Below are 26,183 nucleotides of genomic sequence, written 5' to 3'. Positions count from 1 at the left end.
AAACCAAACGGTTATGAACCTTGCATGTTCGACGGGAATCCGTTATAAACAAAACATAATAGGGCGATAACGGACAATTGCTGGAGATCATGGATCAGAACGTCTGCGCAGAAATCATCGGGAAGCATGGAAAAGAGTGCTACTCTTTTTCCAATGAGCCGGTTTACGTCAGCGAAGAAGGCTATAAGCTCCTCATGCAGGATATGATCCGCGAGGCGCAGCGGCTGGCGGGTCTCTTATCGGTATACATGGACGAGATTACTTTCGGCCATTCGATCTCGCAAATCAAACTAATCGTCGTTTACGACGCTGAAACCTGCGACGAATACAATCTCAAATTCGACCAAGTGCTTAAAACCATCGGAACGCGAAACCTGGTGGACGAAGATTTTGTTTCCGTGGATCAGAAGCTGCTGGAAAACCTTCCCAAATTCGATTGTTTGCTTCAGCCTCAGTGGGTGATGGGCAAAAAATTGAATATTCAGTATCCCTCCACAGGTGAAATCCGCTTCTTCAATATTTCTCGCGTGCTCGATTTGCTCTGCAGTAGTTTTCTTCAGGATTTCTTTCTATGGGAGACGGAGAAAAACATCAATACCCGCGAGGCGTTGTGGAAGTTGAAACGCTTGCGGCGGTTGATCGACGTCGTGAAAGTGATTCTGAGAAAAGAGCAAACGCCCCGTTGGGACGTTTATATGGAGACCGTCTATAACATGTGCGACCGTTGGTTCGACATGGGCATCGAGCGCTACCGGATGCTGATGTGGACGGTGCGGGAAGGATTGTGCATTCTTTTCGATCTAATTTCTGAGCTCAATCTCTATTTCGACCGGGCGCGAGTCGTCAATTTAAAGTTGGACGAAAGCATCAACCAACCGCATGCGCTTATCGTTTCCGACCGGATCGCGACGCTTTTCGTCGATGAATGGTCTTCGGATAAGGCTTTGGATAAGATGATCTGGTGCAAGGAGAAGCTGGGACAATTCATTACCGTGCTGCCCGCTTCGTTTTCCTTGCAACTCTACGAATATACGAAAGGCCACAATGCTTTCAGCCGGTATATCAAATCCTGCTTTCTCACCGAGGGCATCGGCGGGAATATGGAGCGTTCCTACATATCCCTGGAGCGGGCCAAAATCCTCAATCATTACCTCAATTTCAATATTCAATTAGGCTTGTCGCTCGACGATGACGCCATCTTCCATTGCAATCTGCGCGACGGCTCCACCCTGGCCAAAGCGGCCAACATGATGAACATCCAGAAAAATAAGGTTCGCTTGAAACGCGTTCAACGGATTATTCGCGGCGAGGAAGAACCGGCTGGAGATCTCCTAGTAGAAGGTTAAATCGAATGACATCGGCTTACGAAACCCATTCCCGGTTTTTTCAATACCGGGGAAACGAACTATTTGTAGAAAACGTACTATTGCGTGAGATCGCCCAATCTTACGGAACGCCTACCTACGTTTATTCTCAAAACGCAATTCTGGATGCCTTCAACGGCTACCGGCGCGGTTTGGACGGTCTTCCCCATCTTGTCGCTTTCGCCGTGAAAGCCAATGGAAATCAGGCGATCCTGCATACGTTGGCCCAGGCGGGATCGGGAGCGGATTTGACCTCAGGCGGCGAATTGGCGTTGGCTCTGCGCTCCGGAATCCCCGCCGATCGCATGATCTATTCCGGCGTGGGAAAGACGGATGAGGAAATCCGAGAAGCGTTACGGGCGGGCATCCTGATGTTCAACGTGGAATCCGAACCGGAGCTGGAGACGATCGATCGCCTGGCGCAGGAAGTTCAAAAACGCGCACCGGTTTCTTTTCGAGTCAATCCCGACATCGACGCCAAGACGCATCCCAAAATCACTACCGGCTTGCGTGAACATAAATTCGGGATTTTTTGGGAATCCGCCGTCGAACTTTATCGAAAAGCCGCCAAGATGAAGGGCATTGAAATTATGGGTATCTCATCCCATATCGGCTCTTCCCTGCAAGACGCAACGCCGCTCTTGCAAGCGCTCGACCGGCTGCTGGAGTTGAAGAATGCCTTGCGCGGCGCGGGAATCGAGATATCGCGTCTCGATTTGGGGGGCGGATTGGGCATTCAATATCAAAGCGAAAATCCCGATCTTCCCGAAGAATACGCCGCCAAAGTCCGCGAAAAGATCCGCTCGTCCGGCGCGACGCTGATCCTGGAGCCGGGACGCTCCATCGTCGGCAACGCGGGAGTCATCGTATGCCGCGTGTTGTACGTCAAGCGGACGGCGGACCGGACGTTTATTATCGTCGACGCTGCCATGAACGATTTGGCGCGGCCTGCAATATATGGAGCTTATCATGAAATCGTTCCCGTTCGGCTTTCCGGAGAGGAACAGGAATTGGTGGATGTTGCGGGACCGATTTGCGAGTCGAGCGACGTGTTCGGCAAACAGCGCCCCTTACCCCCTTGCCAGCCCGGCGATTTATTGGCGATCTGCTCGGCGGGCGCTTACGGTTTTGCTATGGCATCGCGGTATAACGGAAGAGTAATGCCCGCCGAAGCGATGGCGGAGGGCGAACGTCATTGGCTGATCCGTCGGCGTGAAACCTACGAGGACCTGTTTCGGCATCAAATGGGGTTTTGAAAAGAATAAGAAATCGTAGGATGGATCGCGCCGTTTGATCCATCAATTACTCCGTTTCATGAATATCGATAGGTCAAAAAACGCGACCCATCCTACTTTTCATTTACTGACCACTGGTCACCGACTACTAATCACTGTTTTTCTTCCAACTGCATTCGCGCCGCTTTTAATGTGTTTTTCATCAGCATGGCGATGGTCATCGGTCCCGGTCCGCCGGGAGAGGGGCTTAAATATCCCGCTATTTCCTCCGCTTCGTCCCGGTCGACATCGCCGATTTGGACGATTTTCCCGTTCCGTTCCTCGAAACTAATGCCGACGTCGATCACCGCTGCGCCGGGTTTGATCCATTCTTTGCGGATCATCCGCGCCTGGCCGGTGGCGGCGACGAGGATATCCGCCGTACGGCATACGGCGGGCAAGTCTTGCGTGCGCGAATGGCAGACAGTGACGGTGGCGTGCTCCTTCAGCAGCAATTGAATCATCGGTTTGCCGACGATATGGCTGCGTCCCACGACGACCGCCTGTTTGCCTTTTATAGAGATATCGGCGCGCTTCAAAATCTCGATCACTCCCAGCGGCGTGCAGGGAACCAGGCAATCGCAGCCCAAAGAGAGACGTCCCACGTTGACGGGGTGGAGGCCATCCACGTCTTTGATTGGCAGGATGCGCTCTTGGATGGCAAGGACATCGATATGGGGAGGCAGCGGCAGTTGCGCCAGGATGCCGTGGATGGCGGGATCGGCGTTCAATTTATCGATCAAAGCGATCAACTCTTCCTGCGATAGTTCGTTGGGAAGATCGTACTGGATCGATTTCATTCCCGTCTCGATGCAGGCTTTGCCTTTGTTGCGTACGTAGACTTTGGAGGCGGGATTGTCGCCGACGAGAATCACAGCCAGCGCCGGTTGAATCGAGGTTTCTTCGATAAAAGCCTGGACTTCCATTTTGATTTCATTGCGGATGGTTTGAGCGAGATATTTTCCATCCAGAATTTGTGCGGCCATAACTCGTTTTCCTTGCCTTTATCGGCGGATAGCCCGCCGGATTTTCGATTGGAATGCGAAAGGGAACAGCGCCGTTTTCCGTTACTCCGCCATCTTCGCAACGTTTTTATTACGCTATGGAGAATATTTTTACTGTAGCATAGAAGAGATGAGCATCAACTCTCAAACGACGGCATTTATTGAGATATAATGAGCCGCCGTTATTCCCCCTTAACAATAATATTGCTTGATAGTTGTTTTTTTCTTCCAAATCATGGACAAAGCGCAGAGGATAAAAGGAAATAAAATGATGGCGAAAACATTTCGTTTGCTGACGATGATGGGTTTGTTGACGGCGGTTTTTTGGACGATGAACTGCGGCAATCAGCCGGAAACCATCGTTTCCAAGCCGACGGAGAGCCAATCCGCAGCCGTTGCTCCAGCGAATACTGAAGCCGTTGTTTCGACTCCAACTCCAGAACCGTTGGCGCTCGCTCCGGCGGGAATCGAGGCGGAAAAAAGCGTCGCTTCCGGCTTGGACAATATCGCGCTGGAGGATTTGAAGCGCTTCATTCAACGGCGCGCCAGTAAACCTTTGTTTTTACTAGTTTGGACCTCTGGCAGTTCTCCCTGTTTGGAATTGGCGGCATTGATCGCCGAACTCCATCAGAAATACCGCGACGAGCGTATCGATTTCCTGGCTTTGTCCATCGACGCCGTGAGCGAGACCGTCGGCAACGTTCCCACGGCGATCCGCGAACATAAGATTACGCTTCCCGTCAAAATTTTGACCGAGAAAGATGCAGATAAGATCGTCGCTTCTCTGGATTTGAGTTGGAATGGCGAGGTTCCTATGGTTTTTCTCTACGACGGCCAAGGAAAAATCGCCGAGAAATATTCCGCGCCGCAACCGAAAGAGACGTACGATAAAGCCATCCAGTCCCTTTTGAAGAAGAAATAACGATTTGTGGATGTTGCTTGGGGATTTCGGTAGAGCAGTATGGATTCGGAGATTACTCAAGGGTAGAAAAGACCTTGCCTTTACCACCCCGCATATCAACGTTCGATAGTGACGGCGCTGAGGCGGGATCGATTTCCGGCGACGCCGCTTCAATATTCGCTTGGTACGATTGGATACTTTTTAGAAAATTCTCCGTCTCTTTCCTTTCAAGAGGATTTTCGAAGGGTCTCTTTTCCTCCGCCTTCAGAGCGCGTTGGAAGGCTTCCTTCGCTTGATCGACGGCGCCAAGCGTTTTCAAGTAGCTGCGGCCCAGGATGGCGTAATATTCCGGCGCTGTGGGATCATCTTTGATGGCGGCTTGAATCCAGCTGATAGCCTCTTTGCCGCAATTTTCTACTAAACTATTTAGAACATCGGGGGGAATCGCTTTTTTATAATCGATAAAGTAATCGGCGCGTTTTAAAGCGGTGATGCTTAAGTTCATGGGTGTAGACGTGAAATTATGTTGAAGCCGGTCGAGTTGGAGATACGCCTCTCGCGCCTGTTGATAATCGAAAAATTTATAATAGCAAAGCGCCATCCACAGATACGGTTCGAAACGGTCGGGCGCCAGGCGGGCGGATTGATGCAATTTTATCAATGCTTCTTCCATCTTTTCACGGTTGAATTTCATGGTTTCATCTTGACTAGTTTTTTTAATCAAGTCGTGGCCGGAGCGCATCAGACAATCGCCCGCGTAATTCTCGATAGCTTCATGAAAGAGCAATACGACGGCAAAAGGAATTGCCAATAACCATATCCGCCGAATCCAACGGCTGCTTCCCGTCGATTCTCGCCGGTTTAAATAAGCGGCGCGCCCTATTGCCGCTCCAATAAACGACCAAAACAGAAAAACAGTGGGCGTTTGGCGCAGGGTAACGGTGGAGAGGTTATGCAGCATTAATCCAATGATTCCGCATCCCAAACCAATCAGAACAAGATTCTCCCGCGTCCGGTATTTCATTATGGTCCGCCAATGGAAGCGCGCGGCGGCGATTAATAAGAGGGAATAAAGCAAAAAGCCGATGAGGCCTGTTTCCGATAGAATCTCCAAATATTCGTTGTGAGCGTGTTCCAAATAATGTTTGCGGAAAGGAAGAAAAATAGAGAGTTCTTTATCGCGAAATTCATAGAAATAAAGCGTAAACGTTCCCAGCCCGAAACCTCGCCAAGGCCGCTCCAACCACATAAGGAACGCCGCTTTATAGAAATAGAGCCGAGTCGCCACTGACGATCCCTCCGTCAGACTGGATAAACGAAAGAACGCCGCCGCGATTTCGTTCCAAAGAAAAAAGAGAGCGCCTGCGCCCGCCGCGGTCATGGCGGCGAGACCGGCCAGCGCGCCGCGCAAAGTGATTCGTGGATTGAATAATACCGGTTCTCGCACCCAGTTGAGGTACGTCAACAGCGAAAAGAGCAGCAAAGCTGTGAAAAACGCCGCCATCCACCCGCCCCGGCTGTAGGATAAGACGAGCGCTAATCCCTGGATGACGGCGACGGCGGCGAAGAAGCGCCGGAGAATGCCCTTGTTAACGATCGCCAACGTAATGGTTGCAGGAAACAGGGCGACGAGATAACCGGCGAGAAAATCGGGATTGCCCAACGTAGCGCAGACGCGCCGCGCCGATTGATCCTCCCATGCGAAGGAAGACCAGTTGAAAAAAGGTTCGATCCCAATGGCCTGCAAACAGGCATAAAGGCTTATGATCAGGGATACGAAGATCGTAATGTAGAGATAGGCAAGAAAACGGCGGGTATGAACGGCGAAGTCAATCGTTGCCATCGTCAATAGCAGATAACTGAACCAACGAGTAAACTCATGAATCGACCGGGGATGACCAGATAATCCATAAGCGGAATAGAAAAGATAAAGCGCAAGCCCCAAAAGAAGCAGCGGGAACGAGGAAGGATAGGAATAGATCAAGCCTTCCTGATGGTTGCGGCGCCAAACGAACGGTAGGAGCGCGGTCATATAAATCACGCCGAATTGCAGGTAGGTCTCTTTGATAATGATGGTATTGGTGTTGAATCCGGTAAAAATCAGAGGAACGAGTAAAACCGGCGCCAGAAAAATCACTAGGATAAAGATATCGATTTGGCGCCGCCAGGAAAATGTATTCTTCATTTCGTTCGATGAATCACGCTCCCTTGGCGTCTCAATAGATGAATTATCCATTTGAACATTCATGGCTTTTCGAGTATCCGCACTTGTCCTTCACGATTTGCGTTTATAGGAAGAATCCCCCCGCTTCAAGGGCAGATAGATCGTAAAAACGCTGCCTTTTCCTGGTTCGCTGTGGACATCGATCCGTCCTTTATGGCCTTCGACGATGTGTTTGACGACGGCCAGCCCCAGTCCGCTGCCGCCGGTTTCCCGCACACGAGGATCGTCTACGCGATAAAATTCCTGAAAGATTTTCTTTTGTTGATCGCGCGCAATTCCAATGCCGCGATCGGCGATCTCGATGGCGGCTTCTCCGTTGATGCGGCGGGCGCTGACGGCGATTTCCTTGCCTTCTCCCGAATATTTGATGGCGTTGAAAATCAGATTGTAGATCGCCTGCCGCAGCGCTTCGGGATCGCAGGGGATTTCGGGAAGATCCTGTTCGATCTCAAGCCGTAGACTCATGCCGTGGCGTTCGATGTGATAGCGCATTCCATCCGCCGCCTCGTAGACGACCTCCTCCAAGGAGGCTTCCTTGATGGCGTAATCCTTTTTGTTGAATTCGATCTGGGAAAAATCGAGGATGTTGTTGATTAAATGCGTGAGCCGCTCGCTCTCCTTCGTGATGGAATGGAGGTATTCTTTTTGTTTCCCGCTGTCGCGAATGCGTCCCATCTCCAGCGTTTCCGCGTAGAGGCGGATCAATCCCAACGGCGTTCGCAATTCGTGGGATACGCGTGACACGAAATTGGAGCGCATATCGGATAGCGCCAATTCTTTCAGGATATTGCGCAGCGCTCCGATGACGCCTGCGATCATGATGAGATTGGCGGTTGCGATGAGGCTGTAGTAGATCGTCTTTTCGTAACGGGCGACGCCCATAATGTTGTCTTCGAGGTAGCGGGAGAAATGGATTCGGTACCAGGGAAAATCGTCGCTGAACAAACGGGGGATGTATTTGCTCACGTTGACTTTGCTGAAATCCGCATTATTGATGCTTCCCACGGGTTCTTGAGTAACTTTATCGAGTATCGTGATGGGATATTGCAGCTCGTTGGGATAATCCCATAATTCTTTGAGAATATCATTGAAGAACGTTTGGTTGAGGTAATCGAAATTGAAAGTGAAGCCGGCGGCGAGTACGCCGTTGGAATGGTTGGCGTCCAGCGCGGAATTCGTCGCGGCGCGCTGGGGATTGAGCACTATGAAAAACGCCAATTCCCTTTGAATGTCGCGGGGATAAAGATCTTCGGGATAGGCGAGGGGATGGAAAGGATAACCCTCCTCGGAAGGGGGAATCCCATAATCGTTGAAGACTTCGATGCTTTTTTCGATTTCCGTGTCGATTTCGCTTTTCAATCGCGCCGTAAAAGTCGAATGCGGAGCTTCGCTTTGCGTCCATCGAGACCCGGCGCCGGTGGGATTGTCGCTTCGTTCGAAAAAATAGATTACGCCATCGCCGCCGTAGATGAAAATCAAGGAGACGTACAGTAGTTTTTCGTTGAACTGCATAACGCCGTTTTTCGAGGGAGGAATCGCGGGAGATAAACGCTCCAGCTGATCTTGGATGATGGATTTGAAGGGGGTGAGGATTTTTTGTTCCAGGCGTTGGTTGGTGCGGTTGCGCACGCTGGTGATGATCGTATTGACGGCGCTTTGAGCGTTCATTTCATAACGGCTTTCCACGCCTTGGACCATGACCAATCCTAAATACGTCAATAATCCAGACGGCAACAATAGCGCAAGGGGGGCCGTGATTAAGAACTTGCGGCGCGGCGTAATCAGATCCATAAATTTTCCCTGCCAGCATGGATTTCGTATGTTGGCTGGCGTTCCTTCCATAGGGCGGATGGATCGCGCGCTTGCGAAGCGCGGATTGGATTTATTCTATATTTTGAACTTGTTCGCGCAGCTGTTCGATAGCGCTTTTGATCTCCAACGTTGGCCGGATGATCTCCATCGATGCGCTTTTGGAACCGATGGTGTTGCTCTCCCGGAACATTTCCTGGCAGAGAAAATCGAGGCGGCGACCCACAGCTTTGTAGGGTTGATCCGCCCGTCCCTCGTTCAGGAGGTCTTTAAATTGTTGGATATGGCTTTGCAGGCGCGCGGTCTCTTCTTGAATATCGGACCGGTCAGTATAAAAGGCGACTTCCTGCAACACCCGGCTGGGATCGAGATTGAGTGAAAGCGACTGGTTCCATTCTCCGATGCGAGCCAGCATTTTTTCGCGGAATTCGTCCATTACCGTATTCCGATGCTCCTGGATTTCTCGATTCCATTGTTCGATGCGCAGGAGAATGGATTCCAATTCCGTTTTCATCCGTTCTCCTTCGCTGCGCTTCATTTCCAATAACTCGCTGATGGCGCGCTCCACTAGGTTTTCGATTAATTTCCAATCCTCCGATTCCGATCGCTCCGGCTCTACAGCTTCGAAGACGCCGTCGAGCCTGAAAAACATATCCAAGGATGGGCGAAACTCCAGTTTCAACGCCTTGGCGATGGTTTCCGCCGCTTGGCAATACGCCCGCGCCGCGTCAATGTTGGCTTCGATGGCCGTTTGCGAAAATAGGGAGCCGCTGGCGCGCAGAAAGACTTCGATGCGCCCGCGGCAAAGGCTTTTTTGCAAGCGTTCCCGCAAAGGAACTTCCATCATCGCCAAGGATCGGGACGAGTGATAATGAACATCGTAGCCACGATGGTTCAACGCTTTAATTTCCAACATCACGGCGGCTTCGCCGATCTGTTCCCGGACGCTGCAATACCCTGTCATGCTTCGAATCATAGTCCGCTCCGATGCGTTCGTTTTTTCGCCAAGACGGCGCTTGACGCGCCGTTTTCTTACGCTTATGGTAGCCTATTTCCAGTCGATTTCTCAGAGACGCATTCTGATTTCCTTTTGGAGGCGAAACCATGACGCAAGCGCGAATTGGCATTATCGGCGGCTCCGGCGTTTACAACTTGGAGGGAGTGGAGTATCACGACGAAGTCGATCTTTGGACGCCTTACGGCTCTCCGTCCGACCATATCCGGCTGGGACGATATCAGGGAAGGGAATTGGCTTTTTTGCCCCGCCACGGACGCGCTCATAAATACAATCCCTCCAATGTTCCTTACCAGGCCAACATCTACGCCATGAAGAAACTAGGCGTGGAGTGGATTGTCGCCGTCAACGCCGCCGGCAGTTTGAAATTGGAGATGAAGCCGCTGGACTTCGTTGTTCCCGATCAATTGATCGACCGCACCCGCCGGCGCGTTTCCACTTTCTTCGATCCCGTCGCCGTCCATGTCGGATTCGCCGATCCCTTCTGCGCCGTCCTGCGAAAATTGCTTATTGAAGCCATCCGCGCCGTCGGCGTGATGGTCCACGAAAAAGGAACTTACGTCTGTATGGAAGGCCCCGCCTTTTCCACCCGCGCCGAATCCAACCTATACCGCCAGTGGGGCGCCGATCTCATCGGCATGACCGCCCTGCCCGAAGCGAAATTGGCCCGCGAAGCGGAAATCTGCTACGCCATCGTCGCCGCCGTTACCGATTACGATTGCTGGCATGAGGAGGATGTCGATATCGATATGGTTCTCCAAAACCTGACGAAAAACGCCGAAAACTTGAAGCGCCTGATTCTACATGTCATCCCAAGGATTCCGCTCGCCAGAGACGAAAAAACCTGCGAAGCCGTCAACGCCCTGAAAACGGCGGTGCTCACGCGGCGCGAGGATTTCCCCAAAGAACGGCGCGAGGCGTTCGAGTTTTTGCTGCAGAAGTATTTGTGAGGAAGGTTTTTTTGCGCTTTACAATTGCCGTCTCCATTGATCGAGACCAGTTACGATTGTCTGATCCAACCATTCGCGATATCTTTTGCGAATATCGGATTCGTTTTCATTATAGGAAAATTGAAATATATCTTCGGCGATTGGATAAGGACCGTCTATTGTTGCGGACTTGGCGTCGTCTTCATCTTTATCTCTATATTCAATGAAAGCCGATCCGGCGATGACGCCTAAAAAATTTACTCCTAATGAATGGAAACTGATTACGATTTCCGATCGCCTCTCCTCAATGATCTTCAATCGCACCCATTTGGCGTAGGTGCGAGTATCGGCGAAGTAATTCAGTTTATTGGCCATTTCGATGATTTGTTTGCGAAACCAATGGCGGTTAATCTCATCGCTTTTTTCGACGGAAGCATAATAATCCGAGGCAATTTTATTAAATTTGTTTTTTAGTTCATTGCATACTGATGTAAGTTTTTCATATGTCTCTCTTTCTAAATCCATAGATATAAGAAATGCGTTTTCGCGTTCTTTTTCTTTAACTTTTATCCGGCTTAAAATCTGATGAACCGCAGCATCGATTACAAAATGCGTTTTGGATTCTTGAGTCAATACAGTTTCGGAAAGGCTTAACGCTTTTATGAAGGATTTTTTTTGGATTTTTGTAAATAAAGCGATTAATGGGTGAAGATCGCCTTGATCGGCGCGTTCGCATGAATCTATATATTCCGATCTCAAATCCCGATGAACCACCAAAGGAAACCATTTCGCTTTGATAAAAATCATAGATGTCAAACAGCGGGCGACGCGCCCGTTTCCATCTTGAAAGGGATGGATTTGCGTAAAGCGATGATGCAGCCATGCCGCTTGTATTTCAGGAGAGATGGTTAATTCTTGATGCGTTAAGTGCATGGACAGCAATCTATCCATTTCCGATGCGACTTGTTCGGGCGGACAATATTCATGAATCGCGCCATCGGGTCTTTTGGGATTGTTGGGCAACTTCTTCCAATCGCCTTTTATTAACGGCGTTTCTAAATTATGACCGAGTTGGTCGATAGCGGAAATGGAGCGTTGATTTCTTGTAAGCAGGGCGTGGATTTCTTTGATGAAAGCTGTTGATAATGCTCTTCGATTAGCGACATGATCGAAAAGAAAATCCAAAGTTTCATGCTGATCTGTAATGATCGATACAACGAGATCGATGGGTTTATCCGTGCTTCCATGCGGTATCAAACTGGAATGAATGCCTTTTTCAATTAATACTTGCGTAATCCCTCTATCTATCGAATAGAGATTTTCAATGATTCCCGTTTCGATAGCCCATTCTCTTTTTAACTGTTGGTTAAACCTGGCTACGGACTGACTTTTTTTAAGTTTTTCCGATTGTTCTATCCATATAGCGCTTATTCCGCTAAGTCCATTGCTTTCGGTTCTCACAAGGTCGTTGGGCAAATCTTCTATAGGTTTCCATTTAATTGCATCCATCGAAATTAACCTATCCATCATTTTCCAATCAAAAAAAATATGCAAATTTCCGTTCCTATGAATATGTTAGCGTACTTACGCTGACCGGATTCGCCGTATTAATTATGCGTCGTTTTCTCATTTCGTATATCCCAGCGCTTCCAGCGCTTCCAATTGCGCCGGATTCCAATCCCGCGCGTCGGTCTCTCCCGCTTTCTTGGCGATCCAAGAATCCAATAGGGTTCGGCAATAGGCGGCGGTCTGCGCTGGTTCTTTTTCCGTATTCGCGCCTGTCAGCAGGTTGCGCTCCTCTAGGGGATCGCGGCTTAAGTCGAACAATTCATCCAGCGCGTCGGCTTCGATTTCGCTAGGGAAGGTTATTGTGATCTTCTGTTGTTGCTTCCCGTTTAAAAGGGATTCGTAAAGCCATTCGCTTTGAATGGTATGCGGCGGTCCTTCGCCTGCGTCGGCCAATCCCCGGCTGGCAGCGTTTTCGAAATCTTCGATGATCCAGAAGGGGAAGCGCAATCGCGGAGAGGATGGAAATCGCAGCGACGGCGCGAAGGCTTCAATCTGATCCACGGCGAAGACGGCGCTTTTCTGCTTATGGGGAATCGAGGCATCGACGCCCACGCCCTCCAGCACCATCCAATTCACCGGCCAGCCCTGCGCCTGTCCGTAACTGCGAGCGATGCGATGCAAGTCCGGCGTCATCTGCGTCCGCCATCCATCGGGCGCATTCAGAAATGCTTTGCTCTCCATCGCTTCTTTATGTACGGGATCGCTGCCCGCCGTCTCCGCATGAATCACGGTCGTGGGAAGCGTAGCCAATGCTTGAAAATCCCGGCTGGCGTATAGCGCTTCCGTCCGGTAACGCACATGCGCCATCAAACGTATGGCGGGATCGCCTTGCACACGCAGCATAACGATGGTGGGGCCTTTCAGGGGAATCTCCGTAAAGACGCCCAGCGGAACTTCCGGACGCCGATGGGCGCTATGGTAGAGAAATTTGTTCTTCATGGCCCGCAATCCATAAATTTTATTTCCCTCCGTTACGGGATCGGCTTCCGTTTCCATATAGGCGAGTTTGGATTGAAACTCCGCCTTTTGTTTAGAGCAAAGCGGAAGCAGCGAGATTCCCTCCACTCCAGCGGCGGGCGCAATATTCGCCAGTTCCAGCAGAGTAGGGAACAGATCGATGCTCTGTACGGGCGCCGCCGTACGTTCGCCGGAATTCAACCGCTTGGGATAACGCATAATCAGCGGAACATGCGCGGCGGGTTGATAGAGATCGTCTCCGTGAAAAAACCTGCCCCCCTCGCCTAAATTTTCTCCATGGTCGGCGATGGCGGCGACTACCGTGCGTTCTGATAATCCCGATTGTTTCAATTTATCCAACAGGCGCCCGATATGATGATCCATATAAGCCGTTTCCCCTAAATAAAGCGCCCGCAGGCGCCGCCGGTCCCGTTCGCTCAGTCCTTCGCCCTTCGCCGCATTCAACCGAGTGATCTCCTCTACGGATCCTTTGAGCGATCCTGCGTATGACGGATCGAACATCGACGAATACGGGGGAGGAGCATCATAAGGCGTATGGGGGTCGTATAAATGAACCCATATAAAAAACGGTATTTTCGGATGATGGCTGAGGTAGAGAATGACCTGGTCGATAGTCTCCTCCGCTCGCCGCTCCACAGGCGCCGCTCCTCCATTCGGCGATATTCCACCCATCTCGTACCGTTCGAATCCCTGGTTCAAACCGAATTCGGGGGCCAAGACGAAACTGCTAATAAAGGCGGCGGTTTCATAGCCCGCCGCATGAAAGACTTCCCCTATTGTCTTTTCATGCAAGGGAACTCTGGCTGTGCGAAAGCGTACGCCGGTAGTTTTTGGGTTGCGTCCCGTCATGATGGCGGTGTGCGATGTCAGGGTGGCGGGAATCTGGCATACGGCGTCTTCGAACAGTACTCCTTCTTGCGCCAACCGGTCCAGGTTAGGCGTACGCCCATCCATGCTTCCATAACATCCCAGCGCATCCGCCCGTAAAGTGTCGAGCGTCAACAGCAGGATGTTTGGGCGGTTTCCATTATTGAAACATCCGCACAATGGCAGAAGAAAAAAGGCGGGTATTCGCCAATCGAGAAGTTTTCGCATCATGAATTGCTCTTTCCCTTTGAGTCAGTTAATCCAGTTAAATAATAATGGCTTGCTTACTGACTCTCGCATAGGATTTATAGATAAATAATACCAAGAGCGGCAGCGAATGAAAACCAAGCTATCAGAAGCCCTTTTTCAAGGCAAGCGTCTACTAGATAGCGGTTATCATCCTGAAGTATGACGAAGGAAAAGCAATCGGTTGAAAATCTTTGTAAATCACAGATAATTAAATAGCGATTGATTATGAATCATCAAAAATACCGGAAAATCGCCTGATTATATTGAATTGGGAAAGGTATTGCCGTTGATGAAAACCTACTTTGCGCCGCCGGAAAGAGCGAACATTCAGGAAATAAAGCGGGAAATGGAAATCATTAGCCGCAGCCCGATTTTCAACGGCTTGTTGACAACCGCCAGCGGATTGTTCGCCGTATTGAACGAACATCGGCAAGTGCTAGCGGTCAATGAAGCCTATTTGGAATATTTAGGAACCGATAAAGTGGAAGAAATATTAGGATTGCGGCCGGGAGAGACGTTGAATTGCGTCTATTCCCAAGAAATGGATGGGGGGTGCGGGACCAGCAAATATTGTTCGTCTTGCGGAGCGGCTATTTCCATCGTTTCCGCCTTGGCGGGCGATCGGCCATTGGAAAGAAAATGCGCTCTGACGGCGAAGAAAGATTCCAAAGAATACCATCTTTGCTTGCGCGTACGATCGCATCTTTTTACGTTTGACGGCGAAAAATTTATTTTTATATTTCTGCAAGACATCACCGTGAGCGAACGGTTGGCTTCTCTCGAAAGAGTATTCTTCCACGATGTCAATAATCTTCTGACCAATTTAAGTTTTTCCGTCAGTTTATTGGAGATGGATGCGCCGCAAAATACCGCAAAACTCTTGGAAATCGTCAAACAAACAACCCATAGACTAGCCAGTGAATTTACGATTCAAAGAACGTTAAGCAAGGAAAAATATGACGATTATCGAGCCTATTTTCAAGAATTTTCCATTAGGGACGCCATAGACGAACTGCAAAAGAGTCTTTCGAACCATCCGGCTATGAAAGGGAAAACATTGACTATTTCGCAAGCAATCCCTGTGGAAAAAATCCGAACCGATTTATCCCTGTTTTTACGAATCCTTAGCAATATGGCCATAAATGCGTTGGAAGCATCGGACGAAGGCGAGGAAGTAAAATTGTATTTCGAAATGAAGAACAACGAATTGTCTTTTTGCGTATGGAATAAAAAGTATATGCCAGAAGACGTTTCGCTAAGAATTTTTCAAAGACATTTCAGCACCAAAAATGAAGCGGGAAGAGGCCTAGGAACCTATTCCATGAAATTGTTCGGCGAAGAGATACTGGGAGGAAAAGTAAGTTTCGCAACCTCGCCTGCGGAGGGAACCGTCTTTCGATTCAGCTTGTCTGTTTAATGGACGTCGATCGGCTGCAGGGGATGAATTGGAAGCGATTGGGGTATTGATGTTGGATGGACGCATTAAAGATATATTGAAAAAATACTGGGGCTATGACGATTTCCGTCCCTTGCAGAAAGAAGCGATGGAAAGCGTCCTCCAAGGCCGCGATTCCCTTGTGGTATTGCCTACCGGAGGCGGCAAGTCGCTCTGTTTTCAGGCGCCGGCGATGAGTATGCCTGGCGCGGCGGTTGTGGTTTCTCCCCTGATTTCCCTTATGAAAGACCAGGTCGACGCTCTCGCGGAATGCGGCGTTCCCGCCGCCCGCATCGATAGCGGCTTGTCCTATTGGGAACGGGACGACGTCTTTTCGCGCCTGGACTCCAAGACGCTCAAAATCCTCTATCTCTCTCCCGAACGCCTTTTCTCCAACGGATTCCTCGATTATCTCAAAAAAATCGATCTCTCATTCGTCGCCATCGACGAAGCCCATTGCGTCAGCATGTGGGGCCACGACTTCCGCCCCGAATACCGCCAGTTGAGCGTACTCAAGGAAGTCTTTCCCGATAAAGCCGTTCACGCTTATACGGCCACCGCCGCTTCGATCGTCCGTAAGGACATCGTGGAACAATTGCATCTTACCAATCCCGAAATTCTCGTTGGCTCCTTCGACCGACCGAATCTTGTTTATAAAGTGGCGCGCAGCAACGATATCTACAAGCAAATCGGCAAGGTTATCGAGCGCCATCGCGGCGAATCGGGCATTATCTACTGCATCCGCCGCGCCGATGCGGAAGAGATGAGCGATGAGATGAAAGAGCGCGGCGTCAATATCCTTCCCTATCATGCAGGCTTGGACGACGCCGTGCGCAAGCAAAACCAAGATGCTTTCATTCAAGAAAAAATCGACGTTATCGCCGCCACCGTCGCCTTCGGCATGGGAATTGATAAATCCAACGTCCGCTTCGTCGTCCATGCCGGAATGCCCAAATCGTTGGAGCATTACCAGCAAGAAAGCGGACGCGCCGGACGCGACGGCCTGGAAGCGGAATGCTGCCTTTTTTACTCCAACTCAGATTACAGCGTCTGGTGCAAACTGCTCGAAAAAATGCCTGCGGAACCCAAAAAGATCGCTATCGACAAACTGAACGAAATTTACGACTACTGTACGGGAGTCGTTTGCCGACGCAAAACAATCCTCGATTACTTTGGCGAGGATTTGGACAAGGAGAATTGCGCCGCTTGCGATGTCTGCCTTGGCGAACTTGACGTTCTCGAGGATTCTTTGGTGACGGCGCAGAAAATTCTCTCTTGCGTCAAGCGCCTCGGCGAACGCTTCGGCGGCGATTATACGGCCTCCGTGCTCATCGGCTCCAACGAAAAACGCATCGAGGAATTTGGCCATAACCAGTTGACGACCTATAGCCTCCTCTCCCAATACCCAAAGCGCATCGTCCGCGATTGGATAGAACAGCTCGCCGCTCAAGGCTGTTTGCGCAAAACCGGCGAATTCAACGTCCTTAATCTTACAGAAAAAGGCTGGCGCGTCATCCGTGGCCAAGATGCGCCTCGTCTCCTGCAACCGTCGAAAAAAGCCGCCGCATCCTCCAAAGCCGTCCGCGATTCCTGGGCGGGAGTCGATCGGGGACTGTTTGAAGCGCTGCGCGTAAAAAGGCGCGAACTCGCCAATAACCGCAACATTTCCGCCTTCGTCGTCTTCAGCGACGCCGCCTTGCGCGACATGGCAAGACGCAGGCCGTCCACTCAAAAGGCATTTCTCCAAGTGGAAGGAGTAGGAGAAAAGAAGAAGCAACTCTACGGCGATATCTTTGTATCGGTCATCAAACAATATTGCGCCGAGCGTTCCCTCAAGTTGGACGTAATGCCCCCCTCTACTTCGAAAACATTGCACCGAGACGAAGAATCCGCCCCGAAACCGTCCGCCGCCAAGCGGAAAGCCTTCAAAATGTTTTCCCAAGGCGCTTCCGTCGCGGAGACGGCGGCGACGGTGGAGCGCGCCTTATCGACGGCGTATCAATATTTAGAGGAATATATTGGCGAGAAGAGAATCGTAGATCCGTCGCCTTGGGTGGATAAAGAGAAAGCGCAAAGAATAGAAGCCGCCGCCAGCAAAGCAGAAGACGAAAGGCTCAAGCCTATTTACGATGCTCTGAACGGAGAAATCCCCTACGAGGAAATCCGAATCGTCATGGCTTGCTTGCGCAATCGGGTTTGAAGAGTAATGCTCGTATACAAACTTTCCTGCCAAAGACATAATATAATAATTATTGCTTATCTGCGCCTAGAAGGGAAAAGAAATGAAATCGCGCGAACGAGTCCTCGCCGCTATCGAACGCCGCCCGTTGGATAAAATGCCCATCGACTGCGGCGGAATGCGTTCTACCGGCATTATGGCCATCGCCTACGCCCGGCTAAAAAGACATTTGGGTCTTGCGACAGGCCGCATCCGCGTCTACGACGTTCTTCAGCAACTTGCGGAGATCGAGCCGGAAATTCTTGAATTGTTTCAGGTAGATATCGTCGATATCGTAAACACGTCGCTATGCCCCGACGAACGCGCCTGGCGGCATTTTACTCTTCCCGATGGCGCGCCCGCCGAAACGCCGCCGCAAATCCCCATCGACTCCGACGGCTGCGGCGGCTATGTCATCAAAAATCCCCAAGGCAAGGTCGTCAACCGGATGCCTTCCGGCTGCCTTTATTTCGAAACCGTACAGCCGCCTCTCGGCGCTCCCCGCGATCCTGTGGAGTCGTACAATCTCCCGATGTATACCGATGAGGAATTGGCCTGGATGAGGCGCCGCGCCCAGTTTCTTTATCAAAACACGGATTACGCGCTCATGGGCGGCTTTGGCGGCAATATTTTGGAATACGGCCAAACGCTGCGCGGATGGGGCAATTTTATGATGGACCTGGCGGACGGCGATGGCTTCGCCGAGACGCTTATCCAACGCTTCGTTGAACAACATCTCGTCAACTTGGAGCGCTACCTTGACGCCGTCGGGGAATTCATCCAGTTGATTCAGATGGGCGACGATTTGGGAACGCAATCGGCGCCGCAAGTCAGCATGGAAACCTATCGCCGATCGATCCACCCCGCACACAAAACCGTTTATTCCGCCGTCAAAAAACGCTGCCCCCATATCAAATTATTCTTCCATTGCTGCGGCTCCTGCGAGTGCTATATCGAGGATTTAATTAAGGAAGGCGTCGAGGTTCTTAATCCCGTTCAATTTACGGCGGCGCATATGGACTGCGCCCATCTGAAAATGAAATACGGCGAGCGCATTACGTTTTGGGGCGGCGGCTGCGACACGCAAGGCGTTCTGCCCAACGCGACGCCGGAAGAAATCCGCGAGCATGTGCGCCAACAAATCCGCCTCTTCGCGCCGGGCGGCGGCTACGTCTTCAATCCCGTACACAACATCCAGGCCAACATACCGCCGGAAAACATCCTGGCGGTCTACGAAGCGGCCAAGGAATTCCGCGATTATCCGATCCCGTAGATGGAAATGAGAGGAATCCCGTTTGTCGTAGTATTAACACGGACGCAGCATCCGGAAAACGCCGGATTCGCCGCTCGTTCCATGAAAGCGTTTGGATTCGATGCTTTGCGGTTCGCGGCGCCGTCGTTTGTTTTGGATGAAAGGTCTCCCGCGTACAAAACGGCCAGCGGGGCGCGGGAGATATTGGACGGCGCGCAAGTCTATTCGACTTTAGTGGAGGCTTTAGCGGATTGTCATACTATTGTCGGCTTCTCACGGCGGCGGCACGATTTTAAGCGCCCGCAGTTGGATGTGCCTTCCTGGATGGAAGAAATGAAGTCAGCGCCGCCTGCCGGAAAAATGGCTCTGGTTTTCGGGCCGGAAGATTTTGGACTATCCAACGAAGAAAAGCGCCTGTGCGAGAAGGTTGTCGAAATTCCGCTGCATAGCGAGAGGCTGAGTTTGAATCTTTCGCACGCCGTGACGGTGGTTTTATACGAACTATCTATGGTCTTTACCAGGATATCCAAACAGGCTGACGATGAGACGGAAACGCCCGCGCACCAGGCTGATGTCAATCGGATCGTCGATGGGATGGCGGCGCTTTTGCAGGAAACGAATTTTTTCAAAGCGGGACGGCGCGGGCGGCGCATCGAAATCATACGCTGTCTTGTTCAACGCTTAAAACTTACATCCGCCGAGTATGAAACGGCGATGGGAATTATACAGGCGCTGAGGCGGCGGGGACAAGAATAAAGTATCAAATAACGCAGGGCGGGTTGCGTTTAGGTTTTAGCCCGCCCTGCGGAATTGAATGCGCAGAGGGAAATAAATGATCTGCGGACGTGGAAGCCCGCTCTCCCTTATTTCTTCGCTAAGATCATTCGAATGGCAATGTAAGGAAATAAGAATACGCCGAAGATCGACAATTTGGCAATGGTTATCCCGGCATACATTGTCCAATAGAAATGCTCTCTCGTAATCTCAAAGAATTTCGAATGCCATTGATAGACGAAATCGCCGCCGCATAAAATCAATAGAAACCAAAGAAACAAAAACAAAATTCCCAGAAAAAAACAGCGGATGAGAATCTTGGCGATGGCGTCCAATCCATTTCGCAAATCCAAGGAGTCGTTCATAATTATTGCCTCCCTTGATTATGATTATGCCATTGCAAAAGCGGAAGATATTCCATTAATTAGTATAGTTCCCAATCCATCACTCCCGTAATGGGGCCGAACAGTTTCAGGTTGTCGAAATAAACCGTTCCATGGCCGCCGGAGGGCCCTTCCACGAAGACGATGAGCTTACCCATGTTCGTAAGATCGACGGAAGTAATGTTGTTGAATTGCCAAGAGAAAGTTTGCCAGGCATCCCCCGTACTTTTAATGAAGCCGCCGCTGGGTTCTTGTTCCGCTCCTGTGGCGTCTTTCAATTTCAGCAGAATGCCGCCCGCCGCGCCGTAGATGTCGATGGATATGCCATCCGCTTCGCTCCAGTCGATGACGTCCAACGTATCGACCCATAACACGTTCCAAGGGCTGGTATTGTAATCGACTTTCAGAACGGCGCCGCCCGATCCCGCTGGATCGTCCACTACCGCCGTCGCAAAGGGGCCGGGCATAAGAGAATGGCCGGAAGGAGAGGAGTCGGGTGCGTTGGGATCGTCGGCGAGAGACAGATCGTTGTCGAAGTTATCTACGACGGCGATAACGTCGGCGGCGTCGCCCGATCCGGCGATCAGTTCGATGGAGTCAATGTAGATTGTCTTGTCCGTACTGCGGACGCCCGCATCGACGAGCAATTGAATTTCGGAAATATTTTCGATATCGAGATTCAAACCGGCGGCGACGCCCAAATAGGGAAATTCATAAAGTTCGTAATCGTCGCTTCCCGAGGTTCTCATATTGGCCAAATCGCCTGTTCCTACGCCATTGGCATCGGTGAACTTAACGATAATGTTGCCCGCCGGACCGGCGACGGCCATGCGGATGGAATCGGCGTTGAGAAATTGCTTTCCCGCGTTTTGGTTCTTTTGCAGATTGGCGATGACGAAGTTAGGCCATAGGTCTTTTTGTTTCCAGGAAACTTTAAGCGCTCCTCCGCCGGAAAACGTTTTCGTCTTTTCCAACTCCAGTTGGAAGTCGGAGACGGGAGGCGGATTCCAATAAACGTCGGTTCCGGAGCCATTGGCGGGAGAGCGGTCGTTTTCGAAATTGTCCAGGACGCGGTCGGCGAACAGATTGGAGGGCGCAAGCAGTAAAAGAACGATAATCAGTATTCGCATGGGATTGCTCCTTAAAGAGAATATTAATAAAAATTTTATAAGATATTTGCGCAAAACTCAATGTCGGAAGAGCGATTTCAGATTGTCGAAGTATATTGTTTTTCCACTGCAGGACGGCGTTTAGGGTTAATAAAACGTCCATGGCGATATAGGCGACGGTTCTTTGATGGGAGTCAAATGAACATCCGAAAATCGGCCTAGAATCGCTTTGTTTTCTTCCGGCTCAATAAAGGGAAAACTATACATGGGATCGATGTTTTTGCTCGTTCCCGATGCCGTGGCTGCAACGCCTACGTAAATAGGATCGTTCATTTCAATAACAATCGAATCGATATCAACATCATTTCCGGATGAATCGGGATAAAAACAAGTAAATGCGTTTCCCTTTCTTTTCAGTCCAATATTTTTGTTGTGTTCGTTTACTGAGGCATGTTTGACATTCGATAAGCTATCCATCGAACTCGCGTCGCCTTTCTTTCCTCGAGATTGAAGCAGCAAGGCTCGATTTTGAAAATTTATCAACGCATAGGCATGAGCGGAATCGGGAGTAATATCTTGTCGCGCCATGATGCCCAATTTCGCCCATGGATGCAGACTGGAATTCAAGTTATCGAATCTTTTCCAATTGTATTCGATGCGGGCATTATGGATAACCATTCGAAAATCGCCTTCTATTTTCCTGTAAAGGAATGTAAATTGATCCTGGTTGGATGATATGCCTTTTCCCGTACCGACAATCGCCCAGTCCTCGCCGTATTGGCCCGCTATACTCTTCCTTTCATCCATTCCGACAATTCTATGTTCTGAGAATGGGAGTGGTTTTGGGGGAATAAAAAGCAAGTCGGAACGAAGCGTATCCTTAAAATCAGTTTCATTGGAGTAGACGCATTCCAATGCGCAGTCGCTGGATGGCGTTTCCAATGCTTCTAATGTATAGGAAAGCGCAGCTTTTTCAGAAATATTGTTTCCCGTCCAAATAATTCTGCCATTGCTTTCGAGTACGAATGTCCCGTTCGTTACTTCGATGTTTTTCACATTCCATTCGGAAGGGAATTGTTCTTCGACTCGAAAGTTGCTATTTTCCCCATGGCGTACATAAAGATAGAGAGAAACATCTTTGGAATCGCCTTGAGATAGAGATGAACTGGATATTTCTCGAAACGCGTAAAGAATCGGCTTTTGTTGTTGGAGGAGCCACTCGAACAATTCCTTTGCAGCGAACGCGGATTTATATTCATTGGAATGGGGAATGCCGATAAGTTCCGTAAATCGAAAATGCGCTGATCGTTCTTGCAGCGCCTCGATTACGCGTTCTATGTGCCAGGGATTATCTTGAAACGAATAAAATTGCCAAATGGGAATATTTACGAGAGGATCGACGTCGAATCCGAAGCCATTGCTTGTTATGCCGGCCGCCGCCATAGGTACGACAGCGGCGAATAATTCAGCTATTTCGGCATCTCTGCTCGGGTAAATCAGGCAAGCAGCGGATCCCGCACTTTGCCCGCTCACATAGATTCGAGTCCGATCCACTGGATAGTTGGAAAGGATTTCATCCATTGTCTGACGAAAACGCAGAAAGTCTTTCGCGTACCCCCCTGTGGCGAGATCGCTATGAATAAGATCGGCAAATGCGCTATATTCAATACGCAATGAAAATTGAATGAAATCGTTTTCCGCTAAAAGGGCTTTCCCGAGCGAGGCGCCGCCATAGCCAGAAGCGACAATCAATACAGGCCATTTTTTATTGGTCGAGAAAAAGTTCGTAGGTAAATAAGTATCATAAAAATAAGGATTTCCGCCTTGCTCTTGAATTGGCGAGATGGTTGTCATACCCTTTATGGATTCATTGTTGATTGATCCATAAAAAGTTACTGTCTCTCCCATTGTAGCGGGAGTACGAACAGTATACGTTAATGTTTTCAGGTCGGAAGGACTCTCAAGAATCCAGGTAATTATGCCATCCTGTGATACATTTGCCGTGGGGCGAATTATGACCCAATTTTTAGGTGGAATCTCAGCTACGGTAATTGGAAACACGTCGCTGACTATTTTTATTTGTATTAAGAAAGTTTGATTGACGCGATAGAAAATATCCGGCAAAATGCGTTCGGCAGTGAATTGCGCCGATGCGGAAGGAAGAAAACAAAGGCTTCTCAGCGCAAAAAATACGAGAGATGAAAGAATGATTTGTGGTTTTACGAGTCTGAATGAAAAGTTCATGATGAATCCTCCTTATTTAATTATTTTGCAGAAGAATTCAATATTCCCATATTCGGTTCAGTACGTCCTCCACAGAATAACGACAGTCCGATCGCCGATATCCAAAATCCAAGCAGAAAGATCGACTCTGACGGTTAGAATCCGTTAAAAAATCCCTTTGTTGTTCAGCCCGATGAAAGCGCAATGATTCCGTTAAATAATATATTTCCCATAAACGAGGCAAAATAATAATAGAGAAATCGGTAAATCGCTACGGCAAATGATACTTTTAATAAACAAAATGCGGCCGATTTTTCCGATCACGATTCAGCGATGACAGGAGTTTCTTGTTTGGAAGCGTGCGCCGCTCTCCATTTTTCATCCAGTTCTTTAATGAGGGAATTCAGGCTTTCGTCTTCCTGGGGCAGGAGTTCGCTGGCGCGGACGTAGGCGCTGAGGGCGCCTTCGAGTTCGCCTTTGCCGTTGAGATGGTCGGCGTATTTGCGGTAGAACGCAGGATTATCGGGCGAACCTTTGATATCGAGGATGAAATTCAATTCGTCGGCGGGATTGATATCGACGGCGTTTTCGCCGCTATTTTCATATAATTTGATGAGGAAGGGATTGGTTTCGATGGGAATGACGAAGGCGCAGGCGGCGGCGTTCAAAACCGGTCTGATTTCGGGCAGTTCGACGGCGCCCGCCGCCGATCTTTGGATCGATTGAAAGACTTCATAAATGATATCATCGCTGGCGTGACCGATGATATCCATCGTTATCGCTTGAGAGAGCCGATTCCATTGAATCTCTTGCGATTCTTCCTCTTGCGGTTGTTCCCGTTCGCCCGGCAGGACGATCAGTTTTTGCTTGGGGGTTTTTTTTACGATGTCGGGATAATGAAGAATGCGAAAGAAGCGGAAGCCGAACGGCTTTACGATACGCTCAAACGCCTCCATTGCCCGTAGGCTGACGGAAAAAGCGAAATCGGGACCATGGGAGTAAAAGAAGCCGGCGAGTTCCCCCCATTCGTTCATCGTAAGAGAACGGTTCAAGATTTTTTCATAGGTAAAACCGTTAGGAGGATTTTTGTCTACGCATTCTTTGACGCCGTTGACGATTTCCAGAGCATGAGTAACCGATGCGACGATGATCGCGCGGATGGCGGAGGATTGGCCAGGTTCGAGTTTATCGCCAATGGTAGCGACGATATCGGCGATGGCCCAGAGAAGCAGTTTTCTCTCTCGCTTGATTTTCGTCGTTTTAGCGAAGCGGGAAAGAATTATCAGGTAGATATCGGGCTGAGTATAGGGCGCTAGAGCATGAATCGTCGCTGCGTAAAATTGATTGTCCTCGAGTGGTTTTCCCGAAAGCGAGGCGTTGGCTTGAAGGCGATGCTGTACTTCGCTCATAATCCGGGTCGTAGTCACAGGATCGAACATAAGCGCGCGGAAAGACGGTTCTTCAAGTAGGAGATTGTGGAAAACGGGAATATTCTGATGATCGATTTCCTCATTTTTCCTTTCTTTCATGATTTCTTGAAATTCTTTGTTTTTTAAAATTTCCTCCAAATCGATTAATGAATCGTGAGCGCGGGCTCGCTCTTTGCGTTTGGATTTATCTTTCATTGGTTCTCTTCTTTCTTCGGTTGCAGCATTCTGCGGAAAGCGCCGCTGCCAGGTTTCTTTTTCTTCGCATTGGGGGATGGACCGCTCAATGATTCGCTTTTTGGATGAACTAGCGGAATCGCTTCCGTTCCCGCCGATACTTGTCCATCGGCGGCGCGGCTTTCCGAGCCGGGCGCCATGGGATTCCCTTCGCCGAAGGCGCCAACGCCGGAATTCATGCCCGGCATAGGTCCAGTTCTTTCCCCGACAGGAACCGTTCGGGAGGGGACGCCGGTAATCGTCCAACGGAATGAAGTGGATAGGTTACCGTAGAGAAAGGAGAAAATGAAGTCCCGATTGGTTACTCCCGGTCGAAAAACGAAGGAGAGATGGGGGACGACGTTCGGCTCTTCGGTGATGGCGACCGGCTGGCGGATGACGGATTTGCCGTCTTTCGAAATAACGAAGAGCCAGACGCCGGTGTTTTGCGGAACGAGGCCAAGGTCGTATCGTCCGGGATCGAACGATTGCTGCCCGATCTTGATTTGAACATTGGATTCGACGGTTCCCATGGTTGGCGTGAAGTTTATCATGGAGAATTTCAGGGCGTCAGTAGCGGAAGCCGTTGCGGAACCCCAGTGCACGGCGCGATAGCGCAAGGCGATGCGCGAACCGTCCCCTTGCTCCAACATGGTGGTGATGGCGGGAACGTCGGCGTTGCGCGGATCGTAATTCGCCGACAGAGCGGCCCAAAGCGTGAGTAGGGCGAATAAAAGCTTCATCGCGCCAATCTCCCTTGTTTCATTGTTTGTTGTAATCGCAGAAAGAGAATTTTATTATTGTATCACGATTTTATCGTCCATTCATTAGGATGTCTCGGCGGCGATAAAGAAGAAAAAAATTCGTTGGAGGAGAATGCAAGATTGAGATATACTCTTTCTCGAATTCCCAGAGCGAAGAATAGAATATTGGTTCCGCGCGAAGCAGTATGGGATATGTTCG

General features: G+C 49.9%; 19 protein-coding genes. 8 read left to right on the top strand and 11 right to left on the bottom strand.

The annotated features are described in order from the left end of the window. Positions 1–89: 89 nt before the first annotated feature. Both AB1656_04655 and lysA read left to right on the top strand, forming a co-directional pair. Positions 90–1,346, top strand: coding sequence for a hypothetical protein (locus AB1656_04655; GenBank protein ID MEW6234656.1), 1,257 nt, complete (start codon positions 90–92; stop codon positions 1,344–1,346). A 5-nt stretch (positions 1,347–1,351) separates the two neighbouring features. Beyond that, positions 1,352–2,620, top strand: a complete 1,269-nt coding sequence (gene lysA / locus AB1656_04650; GenBank protein MEW6234655.1) for a diaminopimelate decarboxylase — start codon at positions 1,352–1,354, stop codon at positions 2,618–2,620. Positions 2,621–2,751: 131 nt separating this feature from the next. Here lysA and folD read toward each other — a convergent pair whose 3' ends face one another. Next, complete coding sequence (gene folD / locus AB1656_04645) at positions 2,752–3,624, bottom strand: bifunctional methylenetetrahydrofolate dehydrogenase/methenyltetrahydrofolate cyclohydrolase FolD (protein ID MEW6234654.1); 873 nt, start codon at positions 3,622–3,624, stop codon at positions 2,752–2,754. Positions 3,625–3,910: 286 nt separating this feature from the next. Between folD and AB1656_04640 the strand changes: the two genes are divergently transcribed. After that, positions 3,911–4,564 carry a TlpA disulfide reductase family protein gene (locus tag AB1656_04640; GenBank protein ID MEW6234653.1) on the top strand — a complete coding sequence of 218 codons (654 nt, stop codon included), beginning with the start codon at positions 3,911–3,913 and terminating at the stop codon, positions 4,562–4,564. A gap of 52 nt (positions 4,565–4,616) precedes the next feature. On the opposite strand, the gene AB1656_04635 is transcribed toward AB1656_04640, so the two are convergent. The 3 genes from AB1656_04635 to AB1656_04625 form a co-directional block, all read right to left on the bottom strand. Continuing rightward, entirely contained in the window at positions 4,617–6,728 is a 2,112-nt protein-coding gene (locus AB1656_04635; protein ID MEW6234652.1) for an O-antigen ligase family protein, read from the bottom strand. A gap of 90 nt (positions 6,729–6,818) precedes the next feature. Continuing rightward, positions 6,819–8,558 carry an ATP-binding protein gene (locus AB1656_04630; protein ID MEW6234651.1) on the bottom strand — a complete coding sequence of 580 codons (1,740 nt, stop codon included), beginning with the start codon at positions 8,556–8,558 and terminating at the stop codon, positions 6,819–6,821. Positions 8,559–8,649: 91 nt separating this feature from the next. Next, complete coding sequence (locus AB1656_04625; GenBank protein MEW6234650.1) at positions 8,650–9,552, bottom strand: YicC/YloC family endoribonuclease; 903 nt, start codon at positions 9,550–9,552, stop codon at positions 8,650–8,652. A 128-nt stretch (positions 9,553–9,680) separates the two neighbouring features. On the opposite strand from AB1656_04625, the gene mtnP reads away from it, so the two are divergent. Next, positions 9,681–10,541: an S-methyl-5'-thioadenosine phosphorylase gene (gene mtnP, locus AB1656_04620; GenBank protein MEW6234649.1), complete on the top strand. Its 861-nt coding sequence runs from the start codon at positions 9,681–9,683 to the stop codon at positions 10,539–10,541. A gap of 18 nt (positions 10,542–10,559) precedes the next feature. On the opposite strand, the gene AB1656_04615 is transcribed toward mtnP, so the two are convergent. Both AB1656_04615 and AB1656_04610 read right to left on the bottom strand, forming a co-directional pair. Continuing rightward, positions 10,560–12,029: a Fic family protein gene (locus tag AB1656_04615; protein MEW6234648.1), complete on the bottom strand. Its 1,470-nt coding sequence runs from the start codon at positions 12,027–12,029 to the stop codon at positions 10,560–10,562. A gap of 117 nt (positions 12,030–12,146) precedes the next feature. Further along, entirely contained in the window at positions 12,147–14,165 is a 2,019-nt protein-coding gene (locus AB1656_04610) for a sulfatase (GenBank protein ID MEW6234647.1), read from the bottom strand. Positions 14,166–14,472: 307 nt separating this feature from the next. On the opposite strand from AB1656_04610, the gene AB1656_04605 reads away from it, so the two are divergent. From AB1656_04605 to AB1656_04590, 4 genes are all read left to right on the top strand, one after another. After that, a complete protein-coding gene (locus tag AB1656_04605; protein MEW6234646.1) occupies positions 14,473–15,600 on the top strand; it encodes a HAMP domain-containing sensor histidine kinase in 1,128 nt (375 codons plus the stop codon). A gap of 28 nt (positions 15,601–15,628) precedes the next feature. Continuing rightward, complete coding sequence (recQ, locus tag AB1656_04600; protein MEW6234645.1) at positions 15,629–17,818, top strand: DNA helicase RecQ; 2,190 nt, start codon at positions 15,629–15,631, stop codon at positions 17,816–17,818. An 82-nt stretch (positions 17,819–17,900) separates the two neighbouring features. Further along, a complete protein-coding gene (locus tag AB1656_04595) occupies positions 17,901–19,109 on the top strand; it encodes a uroporphyrinogen decarboxylase family protein (GenBank protein ID MEW6234644.1) in 1,209 nt (402 codons plus the stop codon). Between the two features lie 6 nt (positions 19,110–19,115). Next, complete coding sequence (locus AB1656_04590; protein MEW6234643.1) at positions 19,116–19,844, top strand: RNA methyltransferase; 729 nt, start codon at positions 19,116–19,118, stop codon at positions 19,842–19,844. 107 nt (positions 19,845–19,951) lie between these two features. Here the strand turns inward: AB1656_04590 and AB1656_04585 are convergent, their stop codons facing one another. From AB1656_04585 to AB1656_04565, 5 genes are all read right to left on the bottom strand, one after another. Beyond that, positions 19,952–20,227: a DUF6868 family protein gene (locus tag AB1656_04585; protein MEW6234642.1), complete on the bottom strand. Its 276-nt coding sequence runs from the start codon at positions 20,225–20,227 to the stop codon at positions 19,952–19,954. Positions 20,228–20,286: 59 nt separating this feature from the next. Then, the gene (locus AB1656_04580) at positions 20,287–21,375 is read right to left on the bottom strand and encodes a hypothetical protein (protein MEW6234641.1); all 1,089 of its coding nucleotides are present in this window, start codon (positions 21,373–21,375) and stop codon (positions 20,287–20,289) included. Positions 21,376–21,501: 126 nt separating this feature from the next. Next, on the bottom strand, positions 21,502–22,887 hold the full coding sequence (locus AB1656_04575) for a hypothetical protein (protein ID MEW6234640.1): 1,386 nt from the start codon (positions 22,885–22,887) through the stop codon (positions 21,502–21,504). Positions 22,888–23,897: 1,010 nt separating this feature from the next. Further along, positions 23,898–25,202, bottom strand: coding sequence for a hypothetical protein (locus AB1656_04570; protein ID MEW6234639.1), 1,305 nt, complete (start codon positions 25,200–25,202; stop codon positions 23,898–23,900). Further along, a complete protein-coding gene (locus AB1656_04565) occupies positions 25,199–25,963 on the bottom strand; it encodes a hypothetical protein (GenBank protein ID MEW6234638.1) in 765 nt (254 codons plus the stop codon). The genes AB1656_04570 and AB1656_04565 overlap by 4 nt, the downstream gene beginning before the upstream one ends. Positions 25,964–26,183: the final 220 nt, after the last annotated feature.

The organism is Candidatus Omnitrophota bacterium, assembly GCA_040755155.1.
Taxonomy (GTDB): domain Bacteria; phylum Hinthialibacterota; class Hinthialibacteria; order Hinthialibacterales; family Hinthialibacteraceae; genus JBFMBP01.
This window is presented reverse-complemented; position numbering and strand designations above follow the sequence as displayed.